This is a genomic window from Dokdonia sp. Asnod3-C12, from assembly GCF_045063975.1.
GTDB lineage: Bacteria > Bacteroidota > Bacteroidia > Flavobacteriales > Flavobacteriaceae > Dokdonia.
In genome coordinates this window covers 1,254,295-1,271,090 of record NZ_JBEFNY010000003.1, presented here as the reverse complement: position 1 = coordinate 1,271,090, position 16,796 = coordinate 1,254,295, and the positions used below count along the sequence as shown (strand labels likewise).

Annotated in this window: 13 protein-coding genes; 6 read left to right on the top strand and 7 right to left on the bottom strand. The window is 40.0% G+C overall.

Going from position 1 to position 16,796, the window contains the following annotated elements; translation table 11 throughout:
• The first annotated feature begins 7 nt into the window (after window positions 1-7).
• From hemW to pbpC, 5 genes are all read left to right on the top strand, one after another.
• The gene (gene hemW, locus ACJJVW_RS05815; protein WP_298329742.1) at window positions 8-1,141 is read left to right on the top strand and encodes a radical SAM family heme chaperone HemW; all 1,134 of its coding nucleotides are present in this window, start codon (window positions 8-10) and stop codon (window positions 1,139-1,141) included.
• A 112-nt stretch (window positions 1,142-1,253) separates the two neighbouring features.
• On the top strand, window positions 1,254-2,012 hold the full coding sequence (locus ACJJVW_RS05810) for a cyclase family protein (protein WP_298329739.1): 759 nt from the start codon (window positions 1,254-1,256) through the stop codon (window positions 2,010-2,012).
• Window positions 2,012-2,326: an antibiotic biosynthesis monooxygenase gene (locus tag ACJJVW_RS05805; RefSeq protein ID WP_298329736.1), complete on the top strand. Its 315-nt coding sequence runs from the start codon at window positions 2,012-2,014 to the stop codon at window positions 2,324-2,326. Before ACJJVW_RS05810 ends, ACJJVW_RS05805 begins: the two co-directional genes overlap by 1 nt.
• Window positions 2,327-2,538: 212 nt before the next feature.
• Entirely contained in the window at window positions 2,539-8,130 is a 5,592-nt protein-coding gene (locus ACJJVW_RS05800) for an alpha-2-macroglobulin family protein (RefSeq protein WP_405251026.1), read from the top strand.
• Window positions 8,131-8,132: 2 nt separating this feature from the next.
• A complete protein-coding gene (gene pbpC / locus ACJJVW_RS05795; protein WP_298329731.1) occupies window positions 8,133-10,502 on the top strand; it encodes a penicillin-binding protein 1C in 2,370 nt (789 codons plus the stop codon).
• Between the two features lie 3 nt (window positions 10,503-10,505).
• Here pbpC and ACJJVW_RS05790 read toward each other — a convergent pair whose 3' ends face one another.
• From ACJJVW_RS05790 to ACJJVW_RS05770, 5 genes are read right to left on the bottom strand one after another with little or no spacing between them, the layout of a single operon-like run.
• Window positions 10,506-10,988 carry a YciI family protein gene (locus ACJJVW_RS05790; protein WP_298329727.1) on the bottom strand — a complete coding sequence of 161 codons (483 nt, stop codon included), beginning with the start codon at window positions 10,986-10,988 and terminating at the stop codon, window positions 10,506-10,508.
• 1 nt (window position 10,989) lies between these two features.
• Complete coding sequence (locus tag ACJJVW_RS05785; protein WP_298329724.1) at window positions 10,990-11,457, bottom strand: CYTH domain-containing protein; 468 nt, start codon at window positions 11,455-11,457, stop codon at window positions 10,990-10,992.
• Window positions 11,458-11,480: 23 nt separating this feature from the next.
• On the bottom strand, window positions 11,481-11,858 hold the full coding sequence (locus ACJJVW_RS05780; protein WP_298329721.1) for a VOC family protein: 378 nt from the start codon (window positions 11,856-11,858) through the stop codon (window positions 11,481-11,483).
• A 5-nt stretch (window positions 11,859-11,863) separates the two neighbouring features.
• Window positions 11,864-12,232, bottom strand: coding sequence for a VOC family protein (locus tag ACJJVW_RS05775; protein WP_298329718.1), 369 nt, complete (start codon window positions 12,230-12,232; stop codon window positions 11,864-11,866).
• On the bottom strand, window positions 12,216-12,884 hold the full coding sequence (locus ACJJVW_RS05770; RefSeq protein WP_298329714.1) for an NAD(P)H-binding protein: 669 nt from the start codon (window positions 12,882-12,884) through the stop codon (window positions 12,216-12,218). Before ACJJVW_RS05770 ends, ACJJVW_RS05775 begins: the two co-directional genes overlap by 17 nt.
• A 57-nt stretch (window positions 12,885-12,941) precedes the next feature.
• On the opposite strand from ACJJVW_RS05770, the gene dinB reads away from it, so the two are divergent.
• On the top strand, window positions 12,942-14,054 hold the full coding sequence (gene dinB, locus ACJJVW_RS05765; protein WP_298329711.1) for a DNA polymerase IV: 1,113 nt from the start codon (window positions 12,942-12,944) through the stop codon (window positions 14,052-14,054).
• A 56-nt stretch (window positions 14,055-14,110) separates the two neighbouring features.
• On the opposite strand, the gene ACJJVW_RS05760 is transcribed toward dinB, so the two are convergent.
• Window positions 14,111-15,214 (bottom strand): DUF4407 domain-containing protein, encoded by a 1,104-nt coding sequence (locus ACJJVW_RS05760; protein WP_298329709.1) that lies wholly within the window; start codon window positions 15,212-15,214, stop codon window positions 14,111-14,113.
• 211 nt (window positions 15,215-15,425) lie between these two features.
• Window positions 15,426-16,439, bottom strand: coding sequence for a mechanosensitive ion channel family protein (locus tag ACJJVW_RS05755; RefSeq protein WP_379952822.1), 1,014 nt, complete (start codon window positions 16,437-16,439; stop codon window positions 15,426-15,428).
• Between the last annotated feature and the right edge of the window lie 357 nt (window positions 16,440-16,796).

Sequence of the window (16,796 nt, the reverse complement as noted above, 5' to 3'; positions counted from 1 at the left end):
AAAAATTATGGCATCCATCTACATTCACATACCATTTTGCAAGCAAGCTTGTCACTATTGTGATTTTCACTTTTCGACCACCATGGGTAAAAAGGAGGAAATGATAACGGCAATCATAAGCGAACTTGAGATGCGTAAAGCGGAGTTTGAAAATGACGAAGTGTCTAATGTCTACTTTGGTGGAGGGACACCTTCTGTTTTGAACACTGCAGAGATTGAACAAATTATAGATGCTTGTTATACGCATTATACGATTGAAGAAGATCCAGAAATTACGCTAGAAGCAAATCCTGATGATCTTACTCCAGAGAAAATAAGCGAACTAGCCGAATCAAGAATTAACAGGTTGAGCATAGGCGTACAATCGTTTTTTGAAGAAGATCTCAAGTTAATGAACCGTGCCCACAATGCTACAGAAGCCATAGATTGCCTAGTGCTTTCAAGAAAACAATTTCCTAATAGTTCGCTTGATCTTATTTACGGAATCCCTGGGATGACTAATGAGCGTTGGGAAGAAAATATTGATCAAGCGTTAAAACTTAATGTACCTCATATATCTGCATACGCACTTACCGTAGAACCTAAGACAGCACTAGAAAACTTTATCAAAAAAGGAATTGTTCCACCCGTAGAGGACGAGGTTGCTCAAGAGCATCATGAGCTTTTAATACGTAAAATGGAAGAAGCAGGCTATGAGAACTATGAGTTTTCAAACTTTGCAAAGCCTGGTTTCCACTCTAGAAACAATACGGCATACTGGCAAGGGAAAAAATATATTGGGATAGGACCTTCTGCACATAGTTATGATAATAATCGTCGCGCGTGGAATATTAATAACAACCCGAAGTACATAAAAGCAATCACTGCCGGAGAGTTGCCACAAGAGGTGGAAGAGCTCTCACTTACAGATCAATACAATGAGTATGTGATGACTAGATTGCGCACGCAGTTTGGTGTTTCACTTACAGAGATAGCCACTTTATATGGCGATAAGTACAAAGACTATTTTATTGAGTATTCACAAAAGCATGTAGAAGAACATCTCTTGTTTAAAGAAGGTGATCGTGTATATGTGTCAAAAAAAGGGAAGTTCTTAAGCGACGGAATCGCTAGTGATTTGTTTATCTTAAATTTAAAGTAGCGCTTTCTAATCTTTTAATTTGCACTAGTAGATATTTCAATTATCTATAAGGCAAAAGACTTAGGTTAATCTATTCAGGATTTTTATCTTTAGTCTTCTTTTGAATTACGCTATGCTTGCAACAATATCCCATAATAAAGAAACTTTTAAGGTCGATCTTTTAAAACCTATTGATCTCTCGATTCCTCTTACTCCTAAGAAGAATCCGCTGGCTTGGTATATTGAACCGCCTAAGTTTGAGACAGTCACAGATGGCGAGTGGGTAGGTAAAGTGAGTGAAGGCGGAGATGTAAACTTCACCACTATCACCTTTAATCCTCACGCGCACGGAACCCACACAGAAACCGTTGGCCATATTACAGAGAAGGTACACAGTATCAATAAAAATCTCAAAACTTTCTTTTTTGTGGCAGAGGTGATTACTGTAATTCCTGAACCTTTAGATAATGACGAAGACGATTTTATACTAAGAGATAAGCAGTTCCACAGTCTGCTTAAAGGTAAATCTCCAGAAGCTTTAGTGATCCGCACACTGCCTAATGCACGCGAAAAGAAATCAATGAATTGGTCTCACACAAACTGGCCGTTTATAGAAGAAAAAGCAATGGTACGCTTTCGCGAAAGCGGAATCAAACACCTTCTCATAGATCTTCCAAGTGTAGATAGAGAAAAAGATGGCGGTGCTCTTAAAGCACATCACGCCTTCTGGAATGTAGAAGAAAATATACGCCTGGATGCCACCATTACAGAGATGATTTATGTGCCGCACAAAGTGGCAGATGGCAGGTATTTACTCAATTTACAAATTGCCTCTTTTGAGAATGATGCCACACCAAGTAAACCTGTGTTGTACAAAATAGAAGCCGAATAATGCAAGCACCTTACTACGCTGTAATTTTTACATCTACACAAACCAGTAGCACAAGAGGCTATAAACAAGCCGCAGATCTTATGGAAGAGCTGGCAGCAACAATGCCTGGTTTTTTAGGAGTAGAGGGCGCTAGGAATGATAGCGATCATCTCGGGATTACTGTTTCTTACTGGAAAACATTAAAGGATATCGCTCACTGGAAAGCACAAGCAGAGCATCAAGGTGCCCAGCGCATGGGTAAATCAGATTGGTACGATAACTATACAGTGAGAATTTGCAAAGTAGAACGCGAGTACTCTTTTGATAAAAGTTAAAATCCTCCTAAAAGTTAATTGCCTTATACTAGTTGTTTTAACATTTCCGTTGAACAAGTAACCACACTACCAGAATTCTATATCAATCAGTCACTAACTTGTTTAATATGAGCTGTTTTCGGCTTGAATTTAAGCACTCATTATTTAAGCGATTTACGTTTTTTTATCAATGAGTAAACCTTAGTTTTGGGCACCTAACACAATCACTATCAATGCGTAAAAACCATCTACTCGCCTTTCTCGCCGTACTACTAATTGTCATTTCTTGCGATAAAACACCATCTGCAACAGATAACCTTTTTAAATTTAAAGACTATATTTCATACACAACAGAGGGGCGCCAGTCTGTAAAGAGTCCTATAAGAGTAGAGCTAGCAAAGGCACTCACGCAGTTTGAGCTAGATCAAGAAATACCTGCAGATATATTAAAAATAAGTCCAAGTATCTCTGGAAAGTTAACCGTGCGTAACCAGCGATTATTAGAATTTGTGCCTAGTGAACCACTAGAAGCAGATGTGGCGTATGAGGTGACTGTTTTTCTAGACAAACTCTATGATGATCTAGAAAAAGGGATGGATGAATTTCACTTTTCTTTCAAGACTATCACGCCAGATTTTAAAGTGAATCTGCGTGCATTACAGTCGTATAGTAAAGAATATAACTATCTAGAAGGACAGATAGAGGGAAGTGATGATATCGCTTTCGCGAAAGCGCAACAACTCATAAATGCTACACAAAATGGAAACGCATTATCTATCAAATGGTTTAGCGAAGATGCTTATGCTAGATTTCATTCCTTTAGAATAGACAGTATCTCAAGAGCCGAAGAGGACTCAAAAATTGAAATATCATGGAATGGTAAAGCGATAGGAGCAAAAGAAACTAAAGGAGAAAATACCGTAGAAATCCCTGGTCGTAGTAACTTTAAAATTATAGGTATTGATCAAACTAGAGGAGCAAATGCCTCACTGGCAATTAACTTTTCTGACCCTATACAAGACAAGCAAAATTTTGCCGGACTGGTAACTATCCAGCAAGGTGGTAACCTTCGTTTTGAGGTAAATGGTAATGTACTTACCGTATATCCAGAGACTAAAATTGTAGGTAATGCACTGGTTGAGGTTTTTGAAGGTATTAAAAGCACAGATGGATATAGGCTTAAAGAGCAGTTTCAAGAATCAATAAGTTTTGAGCAGGTAAAACCTGCTGTGCGCGCCATAACTAATGGGGTGATTTTACCTAATTCTGCGAGCACTCCTTTTTACTTTGAAGCCGTAAGCTTGAGCCACGTAGATGTAAGAATCATTAAGATTTTTGAAAACAATGTGTTACAGTTTTTACAAGATGGACAACTCAATGATGAAAGTACCTATAACCTAAAAAGAGTAGGCCGCAGGATAGCAAAGAAAACCATACAAATAGCAAATAAAGAAGACCTAGATAATGGGCAGTGGAAAGCTCATGGTATTGATCTATCAACGGTGTTTAAGGCAGATCCAGGAGCACTATATCGTATAGAGATAAGTTATAAGCCAGCATACGCAATCTTTGAATGTACAGATGATACATCTACAGCTGTAGATGATGATAGCTATGATGATTATTACTATGAAGAAGATTATTATGATAACTCAAACACAGAAGCAGAAAGTGCAGATGAAGATACGAGAGAGGAACAATACTGGGATAACCGTATCTATAGATGGCGTAAGCAAGTGTATAACTGGGAGCAAGAAGATAATCCTTGCCACCCTGCTTATTATCAAGAAGGTAGATTTATCAATAGCAACCTGCTAGGTTCTGACCTTGGTCTTATTGTTAAGAAAGGAAAAGACAATTCTTACCTTTTTGCAGCGGCAGATATTATTACAACTACCCCAGAAGCAAATACAAAGATCACATTATATAACTACCAGAAACAAGCTATAGGTACTGTAACTACAGATGCGACAGGGATAGCAAGAGTTACACCAAAAGGTTTTCCTGTGTTTGCCATAGCAGTAAAGGATAACAATTATGCATATTTAAAACTAGAAGACGGGCATAGTTTGTCTATGAGTAAGTTTGATATTTCTGGTAACCAGTTAGAAAAAGGTCTTAAAGGTTTTACATATTTGGAGCGCGGTGTGCATCGTCCAGGAGATACGATACATCTTACATTTACACTAGACGATAAAGCAAATCCGCTGCCTAAAGATCATCCAGTAAAACTTGAAGTTACAGACCCTAGAGGGAAGTTGATGTACAGAAAGGTACTCACTAGTAAAGAGGGAACATCTCAAAGTAATGAACGCTCGCTTAATAATTTTTACTATTTCCCTGTCCCAACAACACAAACGGCTCCTACTGGAAATTATAATGCGACCATCTCTGTAGGAGGAGCAACATTTTATAAGTCTCTTAAAGTAGAAACTATAAAGCCTAACCGACTCAAGGTTAATTTAGAATTTGAGGATGAAATACTAGATGCAAGTGGTAGTATAGAGGGTACTGCAACCGTAAAATGGCTCCACGGAGCACCAGCACGCAATCTCAAAATTGTAAGTGACGCTACCATCCGCAGTTCAAATAGCGGTTTCAAGAAGTTTCCTAAATATAATTTTTATGATCCTATCCGTCGTTTTGATGAGGTAGAAATTAATGTGCTAGATGGTAAACTAGACAATGAGGGAAGTACTAAAATCAATAAGAAACTAGAACTCAGTAAGCGCGCTTCAGGAATGCTTAAAGCTACGTTTGTGACAAAAGCATATGAAGGTGGTGGTGATTTTTCACTAGATGTCGTTAGTAAAGATGTCTCGCCTTTTGAGCATTTTGTAGGCTTACGCTCACCAGAAAGTAGAGCCTACGGCAGCTACTATACAGATGAGAATACAGCATTTGATCTTGCGACAACAGATGCACAAGGAAATCCAGCGGGCAATCGTAAGCTGGAAGTAAAAGTCTTTAAAATGGAATGGCGCTGGTGGTGGAATCGGAATAATGATAATTACTCAAGTTACGAGACAGGAACTGTGCACACGCCCGTGCAAAACTTCACGGTTACTTCTAGAGCAAATGGAAAAACAAGTTTTAATGTAAATATCCCAGAAAAAGAAAGCGGTCGTTATCTCATTAGAATTTTAGACCCAGAGAGTGGTCACGCCACGGGACGCATCGCATATTTCTATAGAAACTGGAGTGGTTTACAAAGTGATCCTGAGAGTGCAAAGATGCTCGTTTTCTCTGCAGATAAAGAGAAATATAATGTAGGAGAAAAAGCCATCATTAAATTCCCTTCATCGTCTGCTGGAAGAGCGCTCGTAAGTATTGAAAATGGTACAAACGTATTAGAAACGTACTGGGTAGATGCGGTTAAAGGAGAAACGGAAGTACGTATTCCTGTTACCTCAGAGATGGCGCCTAATGTGTATGTAAACATTGCTTTATTGCAGCCCCATGAACAGTCGGCAAATGATTTGCCTATCAGGTTATACGGTGTGATTCCGTTGCTTGTGGAGGATGTTAATACGGTGTTACAACCACAAATATCCATGCCAGATGTTCTCAAGCCAGAGGAGAATTATACGATAAAGGTAAGTGAGAAAAACAGCAAAGCAATGACTTATACCATCGCTGTGGTAGATGATGGCTTGCTGGATCTTACGAGATTTCAAACACCAGAGATTCACAAGCATTTTTATAGTAGGGAAGCGCTCGGAGTAAAGTCGTTTGACATGTATGATTATGTAATCGGTGCATATTCTGGTAGTGTAGATAATATTTATGCAATAGGTGGAGGTGATGCAGGAAGTGCTGCCAAAAACCGAAAAGCAGAACGTTTTAAACCCGTTGTTAGCTTTTTAGGTCCTTTTGCTTTAAGCGAAAATGAAACAAAATCACACACTATAAAAATGCCAAATTATGTAGGCTCTGTACGTGCGATGGTGATTGCTGGAGATGCCACAAAAAGCGCTTACGGTAAATCAGACAAAACGGTGGCTGTGCGTAAACCATTGATGGTGCTAGGTTCGCTTCCGCGAAAATTATCTCCAGGAGAGCACGTGATTTTACCCGTTACCGTGTTTGCCATGGAAAGTAAAATCAAGCAGGCTAAGATTACGATAAAAACTTCTGAAGCTTTTAAAGCGTCTGACGGGAATGTGAAAACGGTAAATTTCACGCAAGTGGGAGAAAAAATAGTGCCATTTGAGTTTGATATGCAAGCCGCAACAGAAGTGCAAACCGTACAAATTATCGTAGAAGGTCACGGAGAACGTGCAACCTATGAAGTAGAAATCGATGTAGAAAATCCAAACCCTATCACGCAACAAGTAACCGATTATGAACTAGACGCTAGCGGAGATCTTACCATTGATTATTCAACCTTTGGTGTAGCAGGAACAAATGAAAGCGCTTTAGAATTTTCGACATTACCACCTATGGATTTTACAAAGCGTATGCAATATTTGATACGCTATCCACACGGTTGTGTAGAGCAAACTACGTCTGGCGTATTTCCGCAATTATTCTTGAGTGATATTTTTGATCTGACTTATGAGCAAAAAGCCGAATCACAACAACACATCAAAAACGGAATTACCCGTCTAGGAAGATTCCAGAATGCAGATGGTGGTCTTGGTTACTGGCAAGGAGAATCAGAAGCAGATGACTGGGGCACAAGTTACGCAGGTCATTTTATGATAGAAGCACAAAAGAAAGGCTATGCATTGCCACTCACTTTTATGAGTAACTGGCTGCGTTTCCAGAAAAAAGCAGCCCGCGAGTGGCGAGCAGGGCAGTATGCCTATAATGCCACCTTAATGCAAGCGTATCGTTTATATACCCTTGCTCTAGCTGGACAACCAGATCTTGCGGCAATGAACCGCTTGCGCGAAAACGGAAACCTATCAAACGAGAGCAAATGGAGACTAGCAGGAGCCTATGCACTTGTGGGGCAGGAGAAAGTAGCTCGCGAACTAACAGTAACGGCAAATATTGATTTTAAGCCCAAAAATTATGACTACCACACCTATGGTTCTGTGTATCGTAACAGAGCGATGGCACTAGAAACAATGGTGGTTATGAATGATGCTAAGCAAAAAGAATTGGCTATATCAATTGCCAAAACGCTAGCGTCAGATAGATGGCTGAGTACGCAAGAGACAAGTTATGCGTTACTCGCGATGGCAAAAATGGTGACTAAAAATGGAGGTAAAGCCATGCAGCTGTCTATGATGAAAAACGCTAAGGAAGTGGTGATAAACACGCCACAAGCCATAGCGATCAGAGATCTTAAGACACAAGATGGTAAGAATAGCATCACACTTAAAAATCAGAAAGAAAATACTGTATTTGTGCGCTTAGTACAGAGTGGAAAATTACCACTAGGTAAAGAGCTCACAGATAGTAAAAATCTGAGAGTGAATACCACCTTTGTGGATGGGTCAGGAAATCCTATTGCGATTAGTAAACTACGTCAAGGAGAGGAGTTTACTGCAAGAATTACAGTAAGTAATAACAGTCGCGACTATGTAGATAATATCGCACTCACACAAATCTTTCCAAGCGGGTGGGAAATTGTAAATACACGCTTTACAGATGCACAAGCCGGTACAGAAGGCAGCGCACGCTACACAGATATAAGAGATGATAGAGTCAATTTTTATTTTGATATGAGTAAAGCCAGCACAAAAACGTTTACGGTACGTCTCAATGCAAGTTACTTAGGTAGGTATTACTTGCCGGGAACTCAGGTAGAAGCAATGTATGATGCAAATTATTATGCAAGAAACAAAGGTAATTGGGTATTGATTGAGAAGTAGTAATGACCAAAACCTCCATCATACAGTTTTTAAAATCTCACAAAGTCAAGCTCATTATATTGACGGGATTTTTTATGTATTGGTTGTTCTCTTTGCCTTCACCATTGTTTGAAGATCCGCACGCGACAGTGGTGGAGAGTACAGAAGGTGAGTTGCTGGGTGCGCGTATTGCGGGTGATGGGCAGTGGCGTTTTCCTGCGCTAGAAAGCGTTCCTGTAAAGTTTGAGAAGTGTATTCTTCTTTTTGAAGATGAGTACTTTTATACGCATCCCGGGTTTAATCCCGTGGCTATGGGGAAGGCAGTCTGGGGAAATATAACCACAGATAAGCGCCGTGGTGGCAGTACCATTACACAACAAGTAATTAGACTTTCTAGAAAAGGAACAGAACGTTCTTATATGGAAAAGCTAGTCGAACTCATAAAGGCGACAAGGCTCGAAGCTGGATATGCTAAAGATGAGATTCTTAATATGTATGCGACCTACGCGCCTTTTGGCGGTAATGTGGTGGGATTAGAGACTGCCGCTTGGCGATATTTTGGACTTCCAGCAGATCGTTTGAGCTGGGGGCAGATGGCTGCCTTAGCCGTTTTACCTAATAATCCTAGTATGGTGCGACCGGGTAAAAATGAGGTTACGCTTTCGCGAAAGCGTAATGAGCTCCTTAAAAAACTCTGGGAAACTGGAGAAATAGATGAAACTACTTACGAGCTATCACTCCTTGAAAAACTCCCAGGAAAACCCTATCCATTACCACAACTAGCGCCACATCTGGTTGAGCGAATAAAACAAGAGTCTGAGGGAGAGCGTATCCAGACCACTATAAAAGTACCACTGCAACGCTCATTAAATAGACTGGCCAAAGAGCATTACGGACAGTTAAAGCAGAATGAGATTTACAACCTTGCCATGGTTGTGATAGATGTAAATACGAAGGAAGTAGTGGGTTATGTGGGAAACGCACCTACAGATGCCGCGCATCAAAAGGATGTTGATATTGTAACAAAGTCACGAAGCACAGGAAGCACGCTGAAACCTTTTTTATATGCCGGAATGCTAGATGAAGGCATGCTCTTACCTAAAACGCTGGTGGCAGATATTCCCACGAGTATTAATAATTACCAGCCACAAAATTTTAATAATGAATACAGTGGCGCAGTAGCTGCAGATGTTGCTTTGGCTCGATCGCTTAATGTTCCTGCTGTACGTTTGTTACGACAATACGGTCTTGATAAATTCTATGGCAATCTTAAGGAAATGAACCTAGGCGGTATTAATAAACCGGCTTCTCATTATGGACTTGCTATGATTTTGGGTGGGGCAGAAAGTAGCCTGTTTGAGTTGACAAAAACCTATGCAGGAATTGCAAACACACTGCATATATTTAATAAGTCCAGTAGTGAGTACTCGGCGTCTTCATTTGAGGAATACACGTTGCGCAAGCGTTGTGCTACCTGTGATAAGAACGAGGAGAGTTTGCATAGTGAACCGAGTGTCTTTTCTGCTGGAGCAATATATAATACGTTAGAAACTTTACGTACGGTAAATAGGCCTAATGGTGAGGAGAACTGGCAGTTTTATGAAGATGCGCAGCCCATAGCTTGGAAAACTGGGACAAGTTTTGGTTTTAAAGATGCCTGGGCAGTTGGGGTTACACCTCAATATGCTATAGGTGTTTGGGTAGGAAATGCAGATGGAGAAGGTAGACCAGGCATCACGGGTATTCAAGCAGCGGCTCCATTGTTTTTTGATATACTTCGTAGCTTACCCATGAGCGGTAATTGGTTTGACACGCCTTATGATGCCCTTTCCGAAATAGACGTATGCACAAAAAGTGGAATGAAAGCGAGCGTCTATTGCCCGCATACAGAAAGTATTCTGGCTCCTGTTGCTGGAGAGCATAGTGCTGCCTGTCCATATCATAAACAGGTATATGTAGATCATAGTGAGACCTATCGCGTTAATTCTGATTGTTATGAACTCGATAAAATGAAGGCTAAGAATTACTTTGCGTTACCGGCTTCATTAGCTTTTTATTATTCAGGAAAGCATCCAGATTATAAAGAGTTACCACCCTATCTCCCCAATTGCGGATTCTCAGGGGAGCAACCTATGGTTTTTATATATCCCAAAAATAACGATGGCGTTATTTTACCTAAGAATTTTGATTCGGAAATAAATGATGTGGTGCTTAAAGTAGCTCATCGCAATCCAGAGACGAAGCTCTTCTGGTATTTAGACAATAACTTTATAGGCAGTACAGAATTTTTTCATGAACTAGCCATTGCTCCACAAGTAGGAACCTATGTGCTTACCGTAGTAGATGCTCAGGGTAATGAACTCAAGAAGCAAGTTGAGGTTTCTAGAGGGTAATGTCTATCTCAAAGCAAATCCTTTTCCAGCCCAAAGCGGTTTTATGTCTACCACAAGCTTGCCACTTTGTACTGCGGGATCTAGGCGTACTAGACTATCTGCTGTAGCAAGGTTTGGGACATTGTAAATTGTAATTCCCTGTGTAATACCTAAGCTATCTTCAAGAGGTCCAGATATATCTGCATAGCCTAGCTTGTACATACGACCTAGATGTGCGCGGTGTCCTCTTTGAATCTTTGTAGCTTCTTCCTCATCTTGTGATCTATTAGGTCCCGTATTGAGAAAAGCTAGAAAATACTTTTGCATAATTACCGTGTCCTGAATATCATTATCGTAATAATCGAATATCTCAAAACCATTGGCCTTAAGATCTGCAATTTGTTGTGCTTTACTAGGTGAAGCTGCGACTGTGCTAGTGTTTGTCTCAACCTTAGATTGACAACTTAATAGTAGTACGAGTGCTAAGAAAGTGAATGTAATTTTCATATTACCAATTTTTAAAAGGATTCTTAGATAGCTGCGAGTTGTAATATTTGTTATCTCCTGTCACTTCTTGACCTATCCATTCTGGTGTTGTAAAATCTTCTTTTTCAGCGTTGAGTTCTATTTCGGCGATGGTTAGCCCTTCGTTATCTCCATAAAATTCATCTATTTCCCAAGTGTGATTACCTGCGGTATACTCGTAACGTGTTTTATCTATAACTCCGGGAAGGCATAGAGATAGAAGCGTTTGCGCCTTATCTACTGCGATTTCTTCTTCTACTTCTACACGGGTAGTACCGCTATCGTTTGATTTTCCTTTTATGGTAAGAAAGCCTTTCTCGCCTTTAATTCGCACTCTTACAGTTCGCTCAGGATCTGTACTTAGATATCCTTGAGTAATGCGAGTTGCCTTTTGAGCAACTTCTTTAAAAGCTGCTGAGGTTACTAGGAATTTTCGTTCTATTTCTAACATAATGTTGCTGTTATATCTAGCCTTTAGTTAATGCGCCACGGCGGATTTTTGCGATTATCACCAGCGTAGTAAAGAATAATTTGATTTCCATCTGGATCCTTAAGTCTTGCCTCTCGCCACAACCACGACCGATCTGTGGGCAATAGGTCAAAAGTAACATTCTCCCCTTGTAATCGTGACACTTCTTGGTCTAAACGCTCTGTTTCAAAATATACCGTTACTCCAGCACCTGCAGGTAAATCATCTACAAGATGTATAGAAAACGTAGCATCTCCCTCCAGGCACTCAAAGCGTGCATAATGTGGCAAGGCTTTTACAATAAGACGCAATCCCAGTTGCTCATAAAAAGCAATGGAAGTTGCAAGATCTAGTGACGGTACGGTGATTTGGTTGAGGTTCATAGCTTTTATTTTTGCCAGGGAGTTACCGTAGTAGGGGTGTCCTTTTGGTAAAGCACTACATGATTCCCATCGGGATCTTGCAGTGTTAAGTCTTTACCACCCCAGTCTCTGTGTATTGTGGGGCTGAGTACGCTTTCGCGAAAGCGTAATTCAAACACCTCAATACCGTCTGTTTCAAAGTAAACGGTTACGGGTTGTTCTGAAAGCTTTGGGTTATAATAAGCTGTAAAAATGACTTCGTGCTCCTTGTTTTCAAAATGTGCGTGATGCTGAGGCTCGTGCTCAATAAGTTGCATTCCAATGCCTGTATAAAACGCAATCGCCGCTTTAAGGTCTTGGGAGGGAACGGTGATGTGGTTAAACGTGGTAGGCACTGCTTAGTTCTTTAATCTCAATATTGGTGATGTCTGTGTGGGTTACTGTTTGTTTTGCAAGTTGTGCCATTGCTCTAGCAATGTCTTTTGCTTGTGTAGACTTCCACTTTTTGAGCGGTCCTACCATAAAGAAGTCCATAACGGCCATCATCATTTTGAGAGCTTTCTCGCCTTTGCGAGCGTCATCTGGGCGGCCATTTATAAAAGCAGGTTTAATAATGTAGGTGTTCTCAATTCCTACCTTACTCAAGTCGCGCTCCATCTCACCTTTTGTACGCACATAGAAAAACGGACTCTTAGCCGAAGTTCCCGCCGAAGAAATAACCATATAACTTGCTATCCCATGTTGTTTTGCTAGCTCGGCAGTGTGAATAGGAATGCCGTAGTCTATAGCGCGATACTTATCTCTATCTGGCGTTTGGGCTTTTGTGGTGCCTATGCAACAATAAACGACATCGCCTGTAAATTGTTTGTCAAAAGTACTAGTATCGAGCAAGTCACAGATAATCTCTTCTACCTTTTCGTGTGTAAAAGAGGTAGGCCGCCTTGTAAAGATTTTCACTTTAGAAAACGTAGCATCTTTTATAAGTAATTCTGTTAGTAAGCCACCGGTAAGTCCTGTGGCGCCGAGTACGATTGCTGTTTTTGACATACTCAAAGTTACGATTTATAGTGCAAAACTTTCTGAGTACTTTGTACCTTGCATACAATGTCTGAGCTGCCTATAAAAAAGATAATTCACGTAGATATGGATGCATTTTATGCATCTGTAGAGCAGCTGGACAATCCAGATTTACGCGGTAAAGCTATTGCTGTAGGTGGTGGTGGAGAGCGAGGTGTAGTGAGTGCAGCGAGTTATGAAGCTCGTAAATATGGAGTACGCTCTGCAATGGCAGGTGCGCTTGCGCGAAAACTATGTCCCGAGCTCATCTTTGTAAAAACCAATTTTGACAGGTACAAGGAGATTTCGGCACAGATACGAGAGGTTTTTCACGAGTTTACAGACCTTGTAGAACCGTTATCACTAGATGAAGCCTACCTAGATGTTACCGAAAATAAAGTAGGAATGCCTAGCGCAACTGTTATTGCCTCGTGGATACGACAACGCATTAAAGAAAAAACAGGATTAGATGCGAGTGCTGGAATAAGCATCAATAAGTTTATTGCCAAGGTTGCCAGCGATATTAATAAGCCTAACGGCCAAAAGACAATCCCGCCAGAGGAAGTTATTGAGTTTCTTGAGAAATTAGATATTAGAAAATTTTACGGTATAGGTAAGAAGACTGCCGAGAAGATGTACTTACATGGCATCTTTACAGGCATGGATATGAAGATGAAATCTAAGGAATACCTCTCTGAAAACTTCGGTAAGAGTGGTGCATATTATTATGACATCGTGCGTGGCATCCAATATAGTGAGGTGAGACCTAACCGTATTAGAAAGTCACTAGCCGCCGAGCGTACCTTTTCTGAAAACATCACTTCTGAAGTCTTTATGCTTGAAAAACTAGATCTTATCGCCGAAGAGGTTGAGAAGCGTCTCGCTAAAAGTAAAGTCGCAGGAAAAACAATCACTCTAAAAATAAAGTACTCAGACTTTACATTACAAACTCGGTCTAAAACACTGGAGCTCTATGTGCGGTCAAAGGAAATTATTTTAGAAACCGCAAAGGATTTGCTCTATCAAGAGAAAATGAAAAATAGCGTGCGTCTCTTAGGCATTTCTTTATCTAATCTTAATACCGAAGACCGCAAAAAGAAGGATGCAGAAAAGGCTGTAAAAGAAGAAGAGATTGATGTGCAAATGCGCTTTACCTTCTAGCAACCATTTGTGAGGATTCTACCTAATATTCATCTTAGAAAAAAGAATCAAATTCGTTATCCTAAAATTTTAGTCTGCCGCCTGTAAAAGGCATCTTGCTGGCGTTTCATAATTTCTTTAGCCATTTTTTTCTTGTAGTTGTATAGCTCTTCATCTTGAGCGATGTCTGTATACACGCGATCATTTACAATATGATCTGTCTCTGTAAGGATCTTGCGTTGTAAGGCTTTTTGTGCACTCCATTCTTTTATGGTGAGCTCGTGGTCTGCAAGTTTTATATCATACTCACCCATAGGCGAGATGAGCTTAGAAAATATAGGTGCCGTCTCTATCGCAAGAAATAGTAAGAAAATAAAAAGAGAAGGCATCCATGGGAGTTCTTCCATCGCATCTATGCGCGCCATTAATCCGTCAAAGTTATTTATAATGGGCTGACTCGTGCTTACAGCAGTATTGAACTCATCACGTAGCAGTGTTTTCTGGGCTTCGGCTTGAGTTATCTTTTCTGCATTTGTGGTTTTAAGAAGTGCGAGTTCTGTAAGAGCGGCATCGTGTTTGTCTCGTTTTTCTTGGTATACTGGTCCTTTGCCTAGAAGTTCTGTCCCAGCAGTGCCTTCGGCCTCGTCTATGTAGATTTCATAAAGGTTATTTACTTCTGTTTCTTTGGTAGCGATTTCCTGTTTTGCAGCAGCTATTTGGTCATCCAGTTTATTGATTTCTGGGGTGTACTGCGCGAGTATCTCTCCTTGATTTTGAACGGTAAACTCATTTTTTTGACTGAGTATCACGCGGTCTATTTCTTTCTCAAAGATTTTAAGTTCTAGTGGTTTTGAGATTACTACAGCGATAATGACCGCAAGAATAAGTCTAGGCACTGCCATCCCAAATTCTTTCCACCACTGGTCACGTTTCTTAAGTGTAGAGACAATAAAGCGATCAAGATTAAAGATAACTAAGCCCCATAGCATACCAAATAGCAAAGCTCTATATACATTATCAAATACTGTAAATAGTGCGTAAGTAGCAGCAATGGTTGCAAGAATTGCCGTAAAAAATACAGTAGCACCTATACCTGCATATTTGTTTTTTTCGCCGCGAGAGCAGGTGTCCAGCACGTCACGATCTGCTCCAGAGCAAAGAATAAAGAAAGATTGAATCATAGTACGGTTCGTTTATTTAATAGTCGCTGGGTGATTGAAGTTCAGCAAGATGATTGATGATGTGTATGGTGTATAGAACGATGCTTTGGCTGCTTTTCGTATGTATCACTTTTCAGAGTAGCGCACACGAGTACCAGTCTCTATAACATAGAGACTGTATAAATTATAAAATGTTGCAGTGTTTTTCTTTTACGCTTTCGCGAAAGCGTACCTACTCAAAATCTGAAGAGTCAATAAATTTTGGAGAATTGTCACCACTTGGGTATTCAAATAATTCCAAATCAAAGTAAGATACGGCAGCTAGAAAATGGTCAAAAAGGTCTGCCATGATATACTCATAATTTTCCCAAACTTTATCTTTACTAAAACAGTATACCTCAAGAGGAACACCTTGAGCGGTAGGCGCAAGCTGGCGACACATAAGAAGCATTTCTTTATTAATGGCGCTGTGATTTTGGATGTAAGTCTCCATATACTTGCGGAAGAGCCCTATATTAGTAAGGTTTACACCATTTATTTGTAAAGATCGGTCAATATCATCATCTGCATTGAGTCTGTCTAGTTTGCCCTGCATATTAGTCAAGTAACTAGATACTAGCCCAATCTTTTTGAGTCTCTCTATATCATCATTAGATAAAAATTTGATGCTGTCTTGCTTAATTAATAACGACCTTTTGATACGACGTCCAGGGCTATCTGTCATCCCTCTCCAGTTTTTGAAAGAATCTGAAATAAGAGAGTAGGTAGGGATAGTAGTAATAGTCATATCAAAGTTTTGCACTTTTACAGTAGAAAGATTGATTTCAATCACATCACCATCTGCGCCAAATTTTTCAAAAGTAATCCAGTCACCTATGCGCACCATATCATTTATGGCAACTTGAATACTGGCTACAAAACCTAGAATAGTATCCTTAAAAATAAGCAGAATAATAGCAGATGCTGCTCCAAAAGTTCCTAAGGCAGCACCTATAGAAACATCTGTAAGTAAACTGATGGCATAGAAGATCATAAGAATCCATGCGATAATCATGAATACTTGTATGTAACTATCTATAGGCTTGTCTCTAAGGCCTGGGACTGTTTTAAAATAATCTCGTAAAGTATGGAGAAACGCACGTATGATACGCAAAGCGAGTATAATACCTACTAATGTGAGGAGTATAGAAAATAATCGCTGAATCTCTGGAAAGTCGCCTAAAACGATAGGCAAAAAGCCCAACATAAGATACAGAGGTAAAATATGGGCTAACCTACGTGGGACCCTATTTTCAATAAGAAGATCATCAAAATTAGTTTTTGATCCTTTTGAAAAGCGGTAAGCGATGGTCCTCAATACCCTGCGAAAAAGCCTGTCAACTAATAAAACTAAAATAACAAGGAGAACTCCTAAAATAAGGGCATTCAGATATTTAGCAACATCATCAGATATTCCCCAGACCATGAAATAGTCGTAAAAAAAACAGCTTAATTCCTTTTTATAATCCATTGCCGCAAAGCTACATATATGATCATAAATAGCTGTGTTATTGGCTTTGTTTTAAGAGAAGGTCGTTGTGAAAGCAGTTTCATTTCGTATCAA